Origin of the sequence: Cardinium endosymbiont of Sogatella furcifera, assembly GCF_003351905.1 — a bacterium.
Taxonomy (GTDB): Bacteria; Bacteroidota; Bacteroidia; order Cytophagales; family Amoebophilaceae; genus Cardinium.
This window is the reverse complement of record NZ_CP022339.1, coordinates 980,672-998,940: the sequence shown is the minus strand read 5'-3', so window position 1 is coordinate 998,940 and position 18,269 is coordinate 980,672. Positions and strand designations below refer to the sequence as shown.

14 protein-coding genes and 1 tRNA gene are annotated in these 18,269 nt (G+C 39.6%); 3 read left to right on the top strand and 12 right to left on the bottom strand.

Features of this window, described 5'->3' with window-relative positions; translation table 11 throughout:
- Positions 1–3: 3 nt before the first annotated feature.
- From thrS to ftsA, 5 genes are all read right to left on the bottom strand, one after another.
- Complete coding sequence (thrS, locus tag CE557_RS04440; protein WP_420888368.1) at positions 4–1,932, bottom strand: threonine--tRNA ligase; 1,929 nt, start codon at positions 1,930–1,932, stop codon at positions 4–6.
- Positions 1,933–2,024: 92 nt separating this feature from the next.
- On the bottom strand, positions 2,025–5,135 hold the full coding sequence (gene secA, locus CE557_RS04435) for a preprotein translocase subunit SecA (RefSeq protein WP_114910372.1): 3,111 nt from the start codon (positions 5,133–5,135) through the stop codon (positions 2,025–2,027).
- Between the two features lie 54 nt (positions 5,136–5,189).
- Positions 5,190–5,262: transfer RNA gene (locus CE557_RS04430), tRNA-Phe, on the bottom strand.
- 110 nt (positions 5,263–5,372) lie between these two features.
- Positions 5,373–6,788 carry a cell division protein FtsZ gene (gene ftsZ / locus CE557_RS04425; RefSeq protein ID WP_114910371.1) on the bottom strand — a complete coding sequence of 472 codons (1,416 nt, stop codon included), beginning with the start codon at positions 6,786–6,788 and terminating at the stop codon, positions 5,373–5,375.
- Positions 6,789–6,864: 76 nt separating this feature from the next.
- Complete coding sequence (gene ftsA, locus CE557_RS04420; RefSeq protein WP_114910370.1) at positions 6,865–8,169, bottom strand: cell division protein FtsA; 1,305 nt, start codon at positions 8,167–8,169, stop codon at positions 6,865–6,867.
- Positions 8,170–8,699: 530 nt separating this feature from the next.
- Here ftsA and CE557_RS04415 point away from each other — a divergent pair.
- The gene (locus CE557_RS04415) at positions 8,700–9,314 is read left to right on the top strand and encodes an ankyrin repeat domain-containing protein (protein WP_162790015.1); all 615 of its coding nucleotides are present in this window, start codon (positions 8,700–8,702) and stop codon (positions 9,312–9,314) included.
- Positions 9,315–10,233: 919 nt separating this feature from the next.
- Positions 10,234–10,812: a hypothetical protein gene (locus tag CE557_RS04410; RefSeq protein ID WP_162790014.1), complete on the top strand. Its 579-nt coding sequence runs from the start codon at positions 10,234–10,236 to the stop codon at positions 10,810–10,812.
- 154 nt (positions 10,813–10,966) lie between these two features.
- Here CE557_RS04410 and CE557_RS05080 read toward each other — a convergent pair whose 3' ends face one another.
- From CE557_RS05080 to atpD, 7 genes are all read right to left on the bottom strand, one after another.
- Positions 10,967–11,134: a hypothetical protein gene (locus CE557_RS05080; protein ID WP_162790013.1), complete on the bottom strand. Its 168-nt coding sequence runs from the start codon at positions 11,132–11,134 to the stop codon at positions 10,967–10,969.
- 206 nt (positions 11,135–11,340) lie between these two features.
- Positions 11,341–12,099: a hypothetical protein gene (locus tag CE557_RS04405; protein WP_162790012.1), complete on the bottom strand. Its 759-nt coding sequence runs from the start codon at positions 12,097–12,099 to the stop codon at positions 11,341–11,343.
- The gene (locus CE557_RS05075; RefSeq protein WP_162790011.1) at positions 12,080–12,247 is read right to left on the bottom strand and encodes a hypothetical protein; all 168 of its coding nucleotides are present in this window, start codon (positions 12,245–12,247) and stop codon (positions 12,080–12,082) included. The genes CE557_RS04405 and CE557_RS05075 overlap by 20 nt, the downstream gene beginning before the upstream one ends.
- Positions 12,248–12,494: 247 nt before the next feature.
- Positions 12,495–13,880, bottom strand: a complete 1,386-nt coding sequence (locus CE557_RS04400) for a peptidylprolyl isomerase (RefSeq protein WP_114910366.1) — start codon at positions 13,878–13,880, stop codon at positions 12,495–12,497.
- Positions 13,840–14,625 carry a hypothetical protein gene (locus CE557_RS04395; RefSeq protein WP_162790010.1) on the bottom strand — a complete coding sequence of 262 codons (786 nt, stop codon included), beginning with the start codon at positions 14,623–14,625 and terminating at the stop codon, positions 13,840–13,842. The genes CE557_RS04400 and CE557_RS04395 overlap by 41 nt, the downstream gene beginning before the upstream one ends.
- A 212-nt stretch (positions 14,626–14,837) precedes the next feature.
- Positions 14,838–15,482 carry an OmpH/Skp family outer membrane protein gene (locus tag CE557_RS04390; protein WP_114910364.1) on the bottom strand — a complete coding sequence of 215 codons (645 nt, stop codon included), beginning with the start codon at positions 15,480–15,482 and terminating at the stop codon, positions 14,838–14,840.
- A gap of 337 nt (positions 15,483–15,819) precedes the next feature.
- Positions 15,820–17,328, bottom strand: coding sequence for a F0F1 ATP synthase subunit beta (gene atpD, locus CE557_RS04385; RefSeq protein ID WP_114910363.1), 1,509 nt, complete (start codon positions 17,326–17,328; stop codon positions 15,820–15,822).
- A gap of 435 nt (positions 17,329–17,763) precedes the next feature.
- Between atpD and CE557_RS04380 the strand changes: the two genes are divergently transcribed.
- Positions 17,764–18,240, top strand: a complete 477-nt coding sequence (locus tag CE557_RS04380; RefSeq protein ID WP_114910362.1) for a deoxycytidylate deaminase — start codon at positions 17,764–17,766, stop codon at positions 18,238–18,240.
- Positions 18,241–18,269 lie beyond the last annotated feature (29 nt).

Here is an 18,269-nt window from a genome sequence, read left to right as displayed (position 1 = left end):
GGGTTAGTAAGGCATAGCCACCTCCGCACAAACTTGCTGGATAAAGTCATGTAAAGCCATACTGATTTGTCCATCTTGTTGGCGTACGGCAACGGTTGTACTGGCCATTTCTTTTTCCCCTACTACTACAATATAAGGAACCTTGCGCAAGGTGGTTTCACGAATTTTTTTTCCAATGGTTTCATTTCGGCTATCTAATGTGGCTCGAATACCCTCTGCCAATAGCTTTTGTGTTACAGTGGTAGCATAACCATTATATTTCTCAGAAAGCGATAAAAGAGCTACCTGTTCCGGCGCGAGCCAGAGCGGGAATTTACCACCTGTATGCTCAATAAGGATAGCTATAAATCGCTCCAGGGAACCGAATGGTGCACGATGGATCATAACGGGTCGATGCCTTTGGCCATCAGCCCCAATATAGGTCAAATCAAAACGCATAGGCAATTGGTAATCCAACTGAACGGTACCCAATTGCCAACTACGCCCCAACACATCCTTTACCATAAAATCAACTTTTGGACCATAAAAAGCAGCCTCCCCAAGCACAACAGTGGTTTGCAAACCTTTTTCTTGGGTTATCGTTTGAATCGCTGCTTCGGCCAAATCCCAGTCTGCCGCCTGACCGATATATTTATCTCTATTAGGGTCTCTAAAAGAGAGTTGTGCGGTATAGGTTTCAAAACCCAACAGACCAAATATATAAAGGACCAAATCAATTACTTTAGCAAATTCTTCTGCCACTTGGTCGGAACGGCAAAAAATGTGGGCATCATCCTGCGTAAAACAACGGGTTCGAGTTAAACCATGTAAAGCACCATGTAACTCGTATCGATAGACGGTTCCAAATTCTGCCAAACGGATGGGCAATTCTTTATAAGAACGGGGTGCACTGTTGTAAATCTCACAATGATGGGGACAATTCATGGGCTTTAAGAGATATTCCTCTTCTGCCGTACGAATGGGTTGAAAACAATCCGATTGATACTTTTCATAATGGCCAGAGGTGATATATAATGCCTTATGGCCAATATGAGGGGTAATCACCGGCTGATAGCCACGCTTGATTTGCTCTTTTTTAAGGAATTGCACCAAGGCATCACACAATAGCGCACCCTTAGGCAACCAGAGCGGTAGGCCCAGCCCTACCCGCTCAGAAAAAGTGAACAAGCCAAGTGCTTGCCCTATTTTGACATGACTTCTTTTTTGGGCTTCTTCTCTAACATGTAGAAAATCAGCCAATTCTTTTTTAGTTGGAAAGGTGATGCCATAGATACGGGTAAGTTGTTTGTTTTTCTCATTACCCCGCCAGTAGGCACCTGAAACATTTAAAATTTTAACAGCCTTCACCCATCCAGTATGGGGCAGATGGGCGCCTTTACATAGATCGACAAAGTCGCCTTGTTGATAAAAGGTAATAGTCCCATCCGCTAGCCCTTCTAGTAATTCTAACTTATACGGATCTTTTTTTTTAGTAAAAAAGTCAACCGCTTCTTGTTTGGAAACCGATCGACGGATAAATGGATCTTTTCGCTGCGCCAGCGTAATAATTGTTTTTTCTATGGCTTCTAGGTCTAAGGTATCAGGACCATGGGCACCTAAATCTACATCATAATAGAAACCTTGCGCGATGGGAGGACCTATACCAAATTTAACACCAGGATAAAGGCATTCCAAAGCTGCCGCCAAAAGGTGGGCAGAAGAGTGCCAAAAAAGTTGCTTGCCTGCATCGTCTTCCCATCTAAGGAAACGAATGGTGGCATCTATTTCAATAGAACGGGTAAGGTCATAGACTTCCTCATTGACCTGAACGGCTAAAATATCCATGGGTACCCCTACTTGTTGGGCAATAGTTAAACCCGTACTCCCCTTGGGAAATGACCTTTGCTGGCCATCTATTAGAATGTGCATCATTTTATTGTGTAATCTGTTCATATATGGATGCATAACGCAATGCTTATCAGCTGTATTAAGGTGTATTCAGCAGCGTATGCGCAGCGTTATAAGTAGGAGATCGATGATACCTGTTACTCTTTTTTACCTGGTTGCGCTTCTGGACCAACTGGCAATTGTACATAAAGGGATGCATGAAACAAAAAAGAAATAATTTCTTGGCTTACGGTAGCCATAAATTTTCTAAATAAGTGGTAAGCTTCAAACTTAAAGGTTATAATCGGATCTTGCCTTTCATAAATCGCATTTTGAACCGATTGCTTTAAATCATCCATGACCCGTAAATGACTTTTCCAATGTTGATCAATGACATGCAGGACAACCATGCATTCTAAATTTTTAATGAGCGCTCTGCCACCAGATGCCACAAAGGTAGTAGGGTAAGCCGTAGCACTAATATATATTTTTCCATCAAAAAAGGGGGCTTCGAAACGAGCTCCATTCCCTACAGAAGATGCTGTAAAATAGTCAAATAACCGCTTTTGCAACGCTGTAGTGCGCTGGTAATATACCTGCATCAGCTGCTGATAGATAGCTTCTACCAGCACTTCTTTCTTTTTACCTTCAAAAAATGATGCTGCAAAAGTTTCGCCAAATACAGTGGAAAAAATCGGGTTTAGAAAACTGGCTTCTTGTTTGCTATCTTCATGCTCTATGATATTGTTAACGGTATCGTAGAGCATATGCATAATATCCACCTCTACGCCTTTACCCAATAAGGCATGGTTTCGCCGTTGATAAACGGCACCACGATGGGTACCCATTTCACGATCATACTCTAACAAACGTTTGCGCATCGCAAAGTTGTTCTGCTCTACTTTTTTTTGTGCCCTTTCGATAGACCTACTCACCATACTATGTTGAATCACTTCCCCCTCTTCTAAACCAATTCTATCCATTATAGCAGCAATTCTATCAGAGCCAAAGAGCCGCATTAAACTATCTTCTAAAGAAAGGAAAAACTGCGAAGAACCTGGATCGCCTTGTCGCCCAGAACGGCCACGCAACTGCCTGTCTACACGCCTTGACTCATGGCGCTCTGTACCAATAATAGCCAACCCACCGGACTCTTTTGAGGGTTGGGTCAATTTAATATCGGTACCACGACCCGCCATATTGGTAGCAATGGTAACGGTACCAGCAATACCAGCTTGCGCTACTATTTCTGCTTCTTTTTGATGGTGTTTTGCATTTAAAATCTGATGGGGAATTTTACGAAAAGCAAGCATCTTACTCACCAATTCAGATATTTCTACAGAAGTAGTACCCACTAAAACTGGTCTCCCTTGACTCGATAAGGCGACAATTTCTTCAATGATGGCATTAAATTTTTCCCGTACTGTTTTGTAAATCTTATCTTCTCTATCTTCCCGTAACAGTGGCCTATGGGTAGGAATAGGTACTACTGCAAGGCCATAAATATCCCAAAATTCCTCTGCATCTGTTTCCGCTGTACCGGTCATACCCGCTAACTTATCATACATATGAAAGTAGCTCTGAAGGGTAATGGAAGCATAGGTTTGAGAGGGTTTTTCAATCTTAACGCCCTCTTTGGCTTCTAAGGCTTGGTGTAGACCATCTGAATATCTACGCCCGTCTAATACGCGCCCGGTTTGTTCATCTACAATTTTTACCTTACCCTTGGCTACAATATAGGCGACATCTTTTTCAAACAAGGCATATGCTTTTAACAACTGATGCAGGGCATGAATGCGTTGTGCTTTTACCTTATAGGTTTGCTGAAAATAAGCGCGCTTGGCAAGACTTTCTTCATGCGTCAAAGCCGTATCGTTCTCAATAGCTGCAATGTGGGCGGCTACATCTGGTAATACAAAGAAAGAGGGATCGTTTTCTTGCTCCGTTAAATAGGTAAGCCCCTTTTCAGTAATCTCAACATTGTTGTGCCTTTCATCAATGGAAAAGAAAAGCGGTTGGTCTGCTTCAGGCATCATCTTCGCATTTTCCTGTATGTAATAAGATTCTACATTATCTAGGATCTGACGCATCCCTTTTTCGCTAAGAAACTTAATCAAAGGTTTGTATTTAGGCAACCCTCTATACGCACGAAAAAGGGCAAGCCCTCCTTCCTCTACGTTACCTGCTTTGATTTTTTGCTTTGCTTCTTGCAACAGCTTAATCACTAGCTCCTTTTGTAGCGCATAAACCTGTGCAATTTTAGGCGCCAACTCTTTATAAATATGCTCATCACTCTCTTCTACAGGACCTGAAATGATAAGTGGTGTTCTAGCATCATCGATCAGTACAGAGTCTACTTCATCTACAATAGCAAAATAGTGGGCACGCTGTACCAAATCACTGGCATCTGTTGCCATATTGTCCCTGAGGTAATCAAACCCAAACTCATTATTGGTACCAAATATAATATCTGCTTGATAGGCACGTTGTCGCTCGATGGAGTAGGCAGGGTAGTTATCTATGCAGTCTACCGTAAAACCATGAAACTCAAAAATAGGTGCCATCCATTCCGCATCTCTCTTAGCTAAGTAGTCGTTTACCGTAACCACATGCACACCTTCATTGCTTAATGCATTTAAAAAGGCAGCTAGGGTGGTAATCAACGTTTTACCCTCACCAGTAGCCATTTCAGCTATTTTCCCTTGATGCAAGACCATCCCACCTATCAATTGCACATCATAATGAACCATTGCCCAAACAACGATGTGTTCACTTACGGGCCATCTATTTTGCCAAATGGCTTGATTGCCGGCTATGGTTACATAAGGCTTACGGGTAGCAATGGCTTGATCATGGTCATTGGCAACAACTCTTAACTGGCTATGATCCTTAAAACGGCGCGCAGTTTCTTTTACAATGGCAAAGACCCGCACCAATACCTGATCTAAAATGGTAGCCAACGCCGCTTTATGTTGTTTTTTTAACTCCTCCAAACGCTTATACCCCTCTAGGCTTGCATGCGCAGTAGCCAACGCATCGGTCAGCTGTTCATCCATTGATCTACTGAGTCGCTCCATTTCAGATGCAATAGGTTGCAAATGTGTAGCGATCTCTTGGCGAATAACCCTAACTTCTTCCCGTAATTGATCATGGGAAAGAGCTGACAATAACTGACAATTTTGATTGATCTCAGCTACTTTTTGATTATAAAAACGGTGTTGTTTCTCTTTCTTGGAAGTAAAAATTTTAGAAAAAAGTTGATGCAACATTTTGGTATGGGTAATAAACGCGTTTGGCAAGCAGTCTACTGTACAGGTATAAAGTGGTGATGAGAGGACTCGAACCTCCGACCCACGGATTTTCAGTCCGATGCTCTACCGACTGAGCTACATCACCAACGTAATTAAGGGATAGGCAATTTAAGCATTTTAAAAAAATTACACAAATGCATTCAGCATGTTTGGTCTACTTTTTTCACAACGCATCCGACTGCATATCTGCTCCAGTTATGAATCAGGGCTATCTAATGCATCATCTAATCGATAGCGTGTCCACTTTTTTTGGGTCTCCGCATCTACAGGGTCGAGTAGTACTTTTTTTCTTACATAAGTCGGAATCTCTAACTGTTCTTTTACATAACGGTCTTCCCAGCTTCTGGGTGGTGTGCCAGGTTTGGCATACGTAGGCACCGCATGTCCATATGGGCAACTTGTTTCCAACGCTACTTCCTGAGGCGCACCAAAAGGTAAGGGCAACTGTACCGCAGCTTCTTCACCAGCTTCCTTTATTCTTTTCTTAGGTGATTGTGAGGTTACCTCCATCACTGATTTGGCCGCATCAGCAGCCAAGCCCTGCTTACTAGATGGTGGATGATGGGACATTTCAGCACCAAGGTGCATCATATTCGGCTTTGGGTCCTCAAACAGATGGTAATTTTCTACCTCTTCTTCTCTATTAAATCCAGTAGCAATAACGGTTACCCTAATACTTTCTGACATTTCTGGATCAGAACCATGACCAAAAATCATTTCCGCATCATTGCCCGTCTGCTCTTGTATATAATTGGTAATAATTGTCAACTCATCCATTTGTAGCTCGGCTGCTTTACCAGAAACAATAGATAAGAGGATCTTTTTTGCACCCCGGATATCTGTATAGTCTAACAAAGGAGAGGCCAGCGCGGTTTCAGCCGCCTGTAATGCCCTGCCTTCACCCTCCGCTTCACCAGAGCCCATAACCGCTGCTCCTGCATTTTTCATTACTGTCTTGACATCCTCAAAATCTACATTTACATAACCAGGTACCGTAATAATCTCCGCAATGCTTTTGGCGGCAGTGGTTAACACATTATCTGCCTCTAAAAACGCTTCACTAATAGAAAGCCCCCCTAATATGGCTTGTATTTTATCATTTAAAATGATAAGAACGGTATCACAATGTTTCCGCAATTCATTAATGCCTTCTTGGGCTTGCACATGCTTTTTTTTACCTTCAAATGAAAATGGAAGCGTGACAATACCAACCGTTAAGATGCCCTGCTTACGGGCAACACTAGCAATGACAGGGGCCGCGCCTGTTCCGGTTCCACCACCCATACCAGCGGTAACGAAAAGCATTTTTGTCTCATCATCCAATAATTCTCGAATGCTTTCTTTGCTTTCTAATGCAGCATTGCGCCCTACTTCTGGATTGGCACCAGCGCCTAGCCCACTGGTAAGTGCCGCGCCAATTTGAAGCTTAATGGGTATAGGGCTACTTTGTAACGCTTGCACATCTGTATTGCAAACAATAAAGGAAACATCTTTAATGCCACGCTTATACATATTATTTACGGCATTACTTCCCCCACCACCTACCCCTATTACTTTAATAATAGATTTGTGGTGAGCAGGTAGCTCAAACTTATAGGTAATATCCTTCATAATTTACACAATGAGGTGCACAAACCACCTATTATCTAGACAGTTAAACCAGTTCCGGAAGCAGGCTAATGCCCTACTAGTTGTCATCATAATCATCTACTAAAAAAGCTTTCGTTTTGGTAAGCATGCGTGCAAAAGAAAAACTGCTTTTTTTTGATTTTTTAATATTTTTTTTCATAAAATTCAAGTCAGGAGATTGCGCTGCTCTATAGTAGGCTTCCCTGTAATCCAATGTTTTAAATCCAGCTAAAGCAAGTCCAACAGCAGTGGCATAGCTAGGATCGCGCAATTGTTTTCTACTACCCTCTTCTAAATACTCATCTGGAAAACCCAAACGGGTATCCAAACCGGTTACTGCCTGAAGTATGGATTGCATACCGGGCAAATTAGCGCTTCCACCTGTTATGACCATACCAGCAACTAGCTTGTCATAAAAACCAGAACGTATCATTTCTTCATAGACAAATGTGACGATTTCTTCTACACGTGCTTGTATAATTTTATTCAAATGACTAGTCACCAACTCTTTTGGTGCACGATTACGCAATCCTGGAATGGTTACTACTGCTTGAGCAGCTAAAGCATCGGGTACAACGCTGCCAAATTTTACCTTTAATAACTCTGCTTGTCGCTCCATAACCATACAACTTTGTTGGATGTCTGAAGTTACCATATGGCCGCCGAGTGGAATGGTAGCAGTATACCGAATAATGGAATCATAAAAGATCACCAGATTAATCATACTATCCCCAAAATCAATCAAACAGACCCCTGCCTCTTTCTCCTCATCACTCAATATAGCTAAACCAGCTGCTAACGCAGAAGCCATAACCATATCTGCTTCTACACCAGCTTTTTTAATACATTTATGTATGTTTTGAATGGCATCGGTTTTAGCCGTAATGATATGAAAATTAGCCTCTAATTTCACACCTGACATACCTACTGGATCCTGGGTTACAATTTCATAATCTATGGTATAGGCCTGCGGCATGGCATGCACAATTTCTGTACCTAGGGGGGGCACAATGCGATACATATCACCCGTAAGCTTTTTGATATCTTCCACCGTAATTTCTTCTTGTACCGCATCCCTCGTAATGCTACCATGGTGGCAGGCGCCTGTTACATGCTTGCCAGAAACATTCACGTTTACAATATTGATATTGATACCAGAATCCTCTTCAGCAGCTTGTAGGGCTTGCTTGACCGCCATAGCTGCTTTATCAATATTCACAACCATACCACGTACCACCCCATCTGAAGCTGCACTGCCCATACCTAAAACCTCAAGTTTATTGGCATCATACTGGCTTTGTGCACCTATAACCACACAAATTTTACGGGTACCTATGTCAAGACTAGCAATAATTTCTGACATGTCTAAAAGGATATATGGTGATCATACTGCGTCTAAAACAGAGGTGGATAGATCAAAATCTAGCCCACCCTGCGTTACGGACTGGTAACAAATGGCGCATATTAAACATAGCAATTTATTAAAATTTATCCGAAATAAATTAAGATGAGTGGATTTCCTCTGGATTATAAAACCATCATTCTGATAAAACTTATTGATGTATCAAATTGATGTATCAAACAATAGCAACCTTTGCGCAAAGGCATGCAAAAACAAGTTAAAAAGTTGCCTGAGCAAAATACCCCATTATAGTATTGCATAAATAAAAAAAAAATGTCTAATATAAAATTCACGCTATAGTTACTATTGACTTGAACCAAAATTAGTATTCAAGTACGCTTGACTAGGCCAGTAGATCCAGCATCTAGCGCATTAGAAACTAGTGAATAGTAAATAAAGGAGGAAAGTAGAATAGATCAATCTAACGAATAGGTTTCATTGGATACATTTCCTCTCTATAATACCAACATACATCTAAAATGAATCATATCATGAATAATACATATAAGTTACCAAGACATATAAGCCATATTGCATCACGCTATGTAATAGCTGCAATCATAGGATCACCTTTTGTCACTGCTTGCAATAGTAGTAGATGTGGTATCAATAATGAAAATGAACCAGATGAACCAATGGAGATGCATGCATCTACTAATGATGTAGTAAAGCCAGTTGATGAGCAGCCGGTAGATACGTCTATGGCTATTGCATCACCTAGTGATGCGCAGCACGGAAATCGTGCCATACATTTAGCCGTATTCAATAATGATCTGGATGAGGTTCAGAAACTAGTAGCAGAAGATTCAGGCGTTTTGGGAGAAGTTAATGGATATGGAAATACCCTAATACATATAATAGCATGTCTAGACTATACAAAGATGATGAAATGGATCATTGAATGGATACAAACGCACCCAGACAGTAGGGATCTACTGAATATAACAAATGCACACGGGCATACCCCAGCACATCAGGCAGCACGTAAAGGCCATAAAGACATATATAATTTACTCGTAGCAGCCGGTGCAAACTTGACCATAAAGTGCAACAAGCATAACATGACCCCTGAAGAAGAATACAACCATTTTGGCCAATCTAAATAGTAGTAGTAATTACTATTCTAAATAATAATTATATAACCTAAATAAAGGATCTATAAGGTATCTGGTATGGCGTCAACTTAAGGCATGTTTATTTTTACTTTTTTCTTGATAAAAAAGTAAGAAAAAATCAAGCCCTCGGCAAAAGCCGCTGAAAGTGGCATCCTACAGATGGAAAAACAGAAAGCGCCCCCTTTGGGGGCTTCAAAGGAAACTGTTTTTCTTAATCATCTGTAAAATGCCACTTTCTAAACCGCGACTTTTTACAGGGGCGTTTTTTTAACGAAAAAAACCAGAGACTGGAACAACAGATACCTATCATTTTAATGGGTGTTTGCTTCCATTGCGTCCATTTAAAGCGTTCATGTCCGCCGATAAAAAAACTTGGCGGACATGGGCAACGACCTATACGCATTAGCTATTTCTGTCTATGTGTTAGATATAGATGTCCCTTAAGTTGACGCCATTGACTGAGCAGATAGGTTGCTTTAACTAAAACATTATTTAATCTAAACGGCTTATAGCAATCATTAGCTATTGCTTTTTTATAAAAAATAAGCTACTACATAAAATTCATAATACTTTAAAATTATGGTTTAAATTTCTCCTAAATGGGAGTAGTTTTTCGTTGCTATGCTCTACACTTATTAGCATAATAGCAATAGAGCGCAGCCATTATAACTTAATAATGATTACGATTATGATAAAATTCAATTACACAATAACAACGCAACAAGGCAAGAGAAGATGCCCTATTAAACAGATAATAACCATGTTGTGTAGTAGTCTTATACTATTGATAACAATAGGTTGTAATAACCTCAACAAGGGATATGGCGCTCACACATGTTCTCTATCTAAAAGCAGTGATATAAGTTCTATATCTAGCTCTGACTTAAAAAAGAAGGACCGCAAAAAAACTATGCAATTGCTAGCGTTTTGTATCTTTGACCAAAAAGTCAAACAAAAATTCGAACAAGAAATCAAAAAAGAAATCGAACAAAACATCAAACAAAAAATAAAACAGATATTCCCTAGGCGCAATAAATGCGGTACGGCTTTAGAAAATTATTATAGCGAGATGGTAAAACGATTACTAGAGAATGGTGCAAACAGTAATGACCTATTTTACGAGGTAATAGATAAGATAGCTTCTGGATATGGTCCTAAAGGTTATGACTTTAAGCCTAAATGGAGGGAGTATAAAAATAAAAAGGCACGGTACTATAGCAGTACTGATTTGCTTCATATACTAGACTATTTATTAAAAAATAACTTAGTAGATCCGTACCGCCATGATAAGAATGGGGCGCTACCACTTGCAAAGTTAATGTTTAGTGGATACCTGTACACTTTGTTGGACGTATATAATACTAATAAATGCTACGTAAATGGAATTGATTGCTGTCTAGATGCTGTTTTCTTGCTTCTAGACTATGGTGCAAATTATGAGTTCAAAAGTGGAGAAATTCGGAAATTGCTACTGAATACAGTTAAATAGCTTCCTTTAATGCTATGGTGCAGGTTCTACGCTCAAGGATGAAAAAAGTGGAAAATCAACACTGAATAAAGTAAATAGCTGCTCTTGGCTTTATAAGGAAATAGCTAAAGAATTCGTATCTGTTCGCGTCACTAGTTAGTAGTATCTCTTCACGTTACTGGTTAATAATCGATTGTATTCCATTTTTTTCTTGATAAAAAAGTGGGTAAAAACTCAAGCCTTGTCTAATACAACGGGTGTTACAAGGGCGCAGTTTTGCTCCTGCTGGAATGTAGCGTTGCCAGATGGCTGAAATAGATACATTCCTTGCAGGATGGGCCATAGATCATCAGCCAACCTAATATAGCTATCTTAAACTTACAATTACTTGGTATTTTTTATTGATTTCAATTCGCACTCTACCTGGCCTAGCCACGTCGATCTCTCCTTAATAGCTTTTAAAATAGTATTTTTATCTTGCTGATACTTCTTCTCGAGAAGTTTACCTTTCTGGTTGTTTATGATTGTGTCTAATGCTGCCCTACTTGTCTATATTTCGCCTGCTAATTCCGGGCATATTTTTTCTACCGATAAGGTTATCTTTGTTACGGAAGTAAATAGATAGTTTGTGTATAATGCTATCTCTGCAACCTTTTCTTTATAAGGTTCCCCAAATTTTTCTTGATAGCTTATGTATGATTTTCCATAACGTATAGTCCCAACCACTTTCATGATTTGTTTTATTACGGCTTCTGCTATTACTATTAATACAGCTTTTACCTTATCTAGTAACAGTGTCCACCCTGGTATCTGCTCTAGTAGTGCTTTTACGCCTTTTGGCAGAGATACTCGTTCTAATGCTAATGCTTCTTCTCCTCCTTGGTCTACCATTTTGATTATTTCTTCTACCACTAAACCTAAAGCTTGCGTTAAGTTCTTCAAAGTGGCACACGCTTCGATTGGTAGATCTATTTCTTTTAAGGATCTTACTCGATTGTTTACGCTATCTTTACATGTTTTTATAAACGTTTTCAGATCTTCTCCGTTTTTATACTTACCATTTACTTCTTCTAAAATATACGCTTCCCTTTCGCTTATGTTGTTGGATACAATTCGAGAAGAATAATATAACTCAGGCATGCCTAGGTTTAGCAGAGCGGGCCATTCTTCTATTTTTGATTGATTCACCGGCACTTTTTGGAATAGTTCCATAACCTTCTTTCCCTTTTTCATAAGCGTTTCTAACGCTAGATTGCATGGTTCGAGCTCAGATTTTACTTCTTCTTCTTTAAACAATGAGTTTAACACATTTTTTTTTAAATGAAATAAAGTCCTGCTCTATGTCTTTTCCTAGAATCTTGCCTTCTAGTTCTCCTTCGTTCGTCGGATGTTGGACAGGACAAGAACTGGCTGCATTAGTAAGAATATGGTCTTTAGAAAACTCTTCCTGCACCATGCCCATTCTGTTGCTGATATGATTACATCCAACTAACCCGAGTACAGCAGAGTAACATAAATTATTTATAAATAATTTATAAATAATTTTTTCATATTGATATTCATTTTATTTTATCTGATACATATCCCTCAATCAATAACCCACCCGTTAATAGCGTTAACTTAACCCATTGCTTAATCCAAAACATGCTAACAATAACTTAATAATCCATCTAATTAAGATACTAAAGCACACTTTTAATCAGCTATCCAAGTAACTGCTCCACCTCCTGATATTCTGGTGCAAAGCTAATCACAAATTCCGACTTAGCAGTTTGCAACCATTTATAAACTGACTCTTTTTTTTTCTGTTGCAGTAGATCGTGGTGAATCTTTTCATAATCCTGCTGAAGATTCATTGGATGAGGCGCTACCCTTTGCTTGAGATAAAGCAACCGCCAAGCATATTTATCGGGGTTTTTGATATACTGGGGCTTGCTTACTCCACCTACTTCAAGCCCATCAATCACAAAATAGACTGCGTGATACAAGGATTCTACAGGGGTTAATAGACCCGGCAACAGGCCACTCCCTTGATGAGTGGTAGTAATCAGACCTCCTTGTGCCACTGTTTCCTTATCTTCTGAATATTGGGCTACCGCTGCTTCAAAGGTTAAAGTGCCCGCAATTATTTTCGATCTAATTTTATGCAATTCAACTTCAGCTAACTTAATTTCTTCTTCTGTTGGCTTCAGCATCTGCAAGATATGTCGGGTATTGTATTGGTCTTTTTTACGTGCTATAAGTTCTATAAGATGGAGCCCAAATTCAGAAGCAATAGGATCACTTATCTCCCCACACTTGAGCGAAAGGGCAGCTACTTCATAAGCTGGTGCCAATACACCCAAAGGGACCCAGCCAATCTCACCTCCTTTAGCAGCAGAATAGGGATCATCGGAATGCGCCTTAGCCAAGTCAGAAAAGGTAGCCTTACCCGTTAAGATCAACTGCTTAAAATCCAAAAGTTTATTTTTCACTGCTTCTCGTCTTGCTGCATCTACCTTGGGATAGACAACCAATTGACGTACCTCAACAGAGGAAGGGTAGTAAGGACGACTATGGGAAGGCAACGCATTAAAATAAGCCTCTACTTCTGCTGGGGTAACCACAACCTGTTGGGTAAGGTGCTGATAAACCCATGAAGCCAACCATTCTGCCTTGCATCGCTCCTTTAGACCTTTCTTAATAGCCTTTATAGATTGATGGGAAGCCTGGACAAGCTTTGCTTCAGACCCTGCTTCCTGTATCAAACTGGCTAGTTCAACATCACATTTCGTTTGAATATGGGCTTTAGGCGCTTTAACATCATATAACGCAGCCTTTGATAAGAAAATCTTGTTTAAAACCAGCTCTCGCAATAGACCCAGCTTGACAGATGCATCCACTACCTTCCCTTGCGACTCCAATTGTTTGCATGCTGCTTCTAAATCAGAATGCAAAATCAGTTCTTGATTCACAGTAGCAATGACTTTATCTAATAATAATGTATCAGCCGCCTTAGTTGCAGGTGACCAAATGCAAACGAGTAAGCAAAAAACAGCCATAAGGCTTTTACTGCATTTGGATAAGACAGGTATGATTTTTTTTAGCATCTTCTAAAAGTTTACATTTAATTTTATTTATCAGATCTGCTTTCCTTTTATGTAGGATAACCGCCTTAATCCGATCTATCACTGCTTCTAATGGCGCAATTTCTTGTGCTAGTTTATACTGATTAATCTTTAAAAAATAGATATGCTTTCGGCCTGCTACATGGATAAATTTATTAGTTTTTAATAATCTAGGTGCATCTCCACTAGGACGATAACCAATTTTAGATAAAACAGCTTCCCAAGCAAACCATGTATCGGTTTCTAAGATAGTAGTATGGGCATAAGGTTTGCAATAGAGTTGTAATTTTTTTCGATCTGCAACTTTACCTGACAACATCAGTGCCTTGATTGCATTGATACAAGTGGCTTTTTTGGGAATCGCTAAAAAAATACCCTTTACGATATCATGATGCAATATAAAATCACGCTGCTTGTGCTTTTGGTAATAATCCGCTATTTCTTCTGACGATACATGGAGATTAAACTCAGGTTGAATCAGAGCTTCTAAAAAATGGTAGGCCAATAAATCATGCTTATAGTCATTTAACCTGCCTTCCAGAGCAGGCTGGATAGATGGATCGTTTGCTTGGGCAATAAGAAGCTGTTTACACACCCATTCCTCGACATATTTTTTAATAAAAAAATCGGCATCTGCAGCGTCAATGTGGGAAAGATCCATTGATGCAAGATCTGACGGATATAGAAATTGTTTGCCTACACAAGCAATAAAAGATTCTTTTTGCAACTTTTGGATACTTTTTTTAGCACCACAGCGCCGTACTACCCAGTAAAGAAACATCAATAACAATAAGCCACAAACAGAAAGCTTGCCCAAACGAGATAACCTCAAAATGAATCTACAAAAATTGATGCTAAAATGAAATACTGGCCACTACAAACATAGCAACCAGTATGGATACGCCCTTTTATACTATACACCAGCAAGCATCAGATGATTTATTTTTTCTTGACAGATGGTTTAGCCACCTTAGCAGGTGGTTGCGCTTTCAAACCTACTACAGGCGGTTGTGCCTCTTTAGGCGCCATTTTCTCAAGTTTCTTCAATACAAGCGGAGTAAGATTATATTCCTTCCCAGCAGCAAGCACTACAGGTCCAGCATCTGTATGTTTACTGAATACAAAATGATAAGCGTGTTCCGTTTTAATTTCCTCAATGACCGCTTGTATTTTGTCATAGAGGGGTTGCATAACAACCTTACACTTTTCTGCCATTTTAGCAGGCCTTTGATCCTGAAGCTCGTGAACAGCTGCCTCTAAATTGTACACTTCCGTATATTTTTGCTTTTTTTGAGCTTCTGTAAGGGTATTTACCTGCTCCTGAAAAGTCGCAACTGCTTTTTGAAATTCTGCGTATTTTTCCTGAATCTGCTTATCCAGCTGTTTCTGAAAACTTTTAATTTCACATTCATTCTTTTGAGCCTCTGTCAGATTGTCTAAAATAGAAGACATATCTACATACCCAAGCTTTAAACTAGATGATACTACTTGAGGCTGCTCAATAACCTTAGGTGAACCATCCGCTTTTACATTAGTACCCATACAGATAAGAAGTGCCCATGTAGCTAAAAATTTATAATTCATTACAGTACAATTTTAACGTTTAATTAATATTCAAATATTCATATAACAGGGATATCTAATATAGTATATCCAGACCTCCGCTTATAACCATCCACCTATTCATACCAATAGGTAGGTTCTATTTACCTAAAAATACATATTTACATATAATTAGGATCAAGATCAAGTTAACCGATGAAAAAAAGAACCGCTATGGATGATAATATTAAACATTACGCCATCTCTTCACCTCAATAACATACTTGATTGTATGATGTTACCTAGTAAATTTAATTAAAAAAATAGATTTTATAATCTTTTTACAGACTTGTTATAGATTACACGCCACCAAATGATACTAATGACTCTCTTTACCCTGATGGCCTAGCAGTTTTTCTCCTTTTTGAATGGCTTGTTCAATATTCCCAACTAAATTAAACGCCATTTCAGGCAGATGGTCTACTGCCCCATCAATGATCATATTAAAGCCTTTAATGGTATCTTCTATAGGCACACGTGTGCCTGCAAGTCCTGTGAATCTTTCTGCTACATTAAATGGCTGGGATAAAAACCGCTCTACCTTTCTAGCACGGTAGACCGTCCGTATATCTTCCTCTGAAAGTTCATCCATACCTAAAATAGCTATAATATCCTGTAGTTCTTTATAACGCTGAAGGGTTCTTTTTACCTTCTGAGCGGTACCATAATGGAGGTGGCCTAAGATTTCAGGATTTAAGGCTCTAGAAGAAGAAGCTAAAGGATCTACTGCCGGATAAATGCCCAGTGCAGCTATTCTTCTGGAAAGGACCGTAGTAGTATCTAGATGGGTAAAGGTAGTCGCAGGAGCAGGGTCCGTTAAATCATCCGCTGGCACATAAACTGCTTGAACAGAGGTAATAGAACCATGCTTCACAGAGGCAATGCGTTCTTGCATGGCACCCATCTCGGTAGCTAAGGTGGGTTGATAACCTACGGCAGAAGGTATGCGACCCAATAAAGCAGAAATTTCTGCACCAGCTTGTGTGAAACGAAAAATATTATCCACAAAAAAGAGAATATCTTTTCCACCTTCACCATGATCACGAAAATACTCTGCAATAGAAAGCCCTGTCAGCGCTACCCGTGCCCTTGCGCCAGGCGATTCATTCATCTGACCAAATACAAGTGCAGCCTGAGAGGTTTGTAACGCTTTCTGATCTACCTTACTAAGGTCCCAATCGCCTTGCTCCATAGCCTGCACAAATGCTTCGCCATAATTGACTACACCTGCTTCAATCATTTCTCGCAAAAGGTCATTGCCTTCACGGGTGCGTTCTCCTACACCAGCAAATACGGAAAGTCCATTATAGGATTTAGCAATGTTATCAATCAACTCCATAATCAACACCGTTTTGCCTACACCTGCACCACCAAATAAGCCAATCTTACCACCCTTCACATAGGGCGCCAGCAGATCAATCACCTTGATACCGGTATAGAGGATTTCTGTTGTGGAAGAAAGTTGATCAAAAGGGGGGGGCGTTCTATGAATGGGTAGCTTCTTATCTGTTTCTGGTTGCTGCATACCATCTATAGCGGCCCCTGTAACATTAAAAAGACGACCACGTACCGCATCGCCTACAGGTACTTGAATAGGAGCACCTGTATCTATTACCTCTAAACCGCGCATTAACCCCTCTGTACCTTCCATAGCAATGGCGCGTACACAATGCTCACCTAGATGCTGTTGGCATTCTAAGGTCACCGATTTACCAGATGGGGTTTTGATATACAATGCATTTAATATACTAGGTAGACTAGCTTCCTCATTAAAACGAACATCAATTACAGGACCTATAATTTGAATAATTTTTCCAGTATGGGACATTATTTTTTATGAAATCAAAAAATTAAAGTGTCTATGCACGGACACTGGTTCGTTAGGATGACTGTAAATTTATAGAGAATTTTGTTAAAACTAGCAATATAACGCAAAAACTGGACGATATAGCCTACGATTCATCCTACCAATGCCCAACCCAACAACTGATTTTCAATACCTTTAATTGATTGATACAGTATTTAACCGCTTCAATATGTTTCCATACAGCATCTCAATCGTTGCTTAAATTTATAAAAAAGGATTGGATTTGTTACTGTACTATACGTTAGATTTAAGCGAGTAGGAAGCAACATACCAATACCATAGCGCATCTTTTCTGCTTTATAATTTTATTAAAAGCATACAAAAATCAAGCAGTAATGCAAAAAATTGATTAAATTCCAAGGGGGGAGGCAGATACCACTATAGTAGTATATATTAATGACGCAAAAACCTACATTTGATGCTATTTTTATGTCCTTGGCGATGCAATTGGCCCAACGCTCACATTGTGTTAAAAAACAAGTAGGCGCTGTGTTAACAAAAGAGACCCGCATCATTTCCATAGGATACAATGGCCCACCAGCTGGCGCCTATAATTGCGATGAAATATGGCCTAAAACGGGTTGTGCAAGAAATATAAGGGGAAGTTGTTTTTTAGCCATTCATGCAGAACAAAATGCGGTGCTGTATGCATTAACCCATCACATCAATGTAAAGGATGGGATACTGTACACCACGCTTTCGCCCTGTCTGCCTTGTGCCCGCATTATCTTTAGTGTAGGCATCAAAAAGGTTGTATACAAGGATTCTTACGCAACTTATAAAAATCTGGATTGTGAAGAGGGCTTAAATTTTCTACATGAATTTGGTGTAATGGTCGTACAATATGACCCCTATAAGGATGTAGAACTTTAAAATTACTGAGCTTACTGCATTAACCAGTA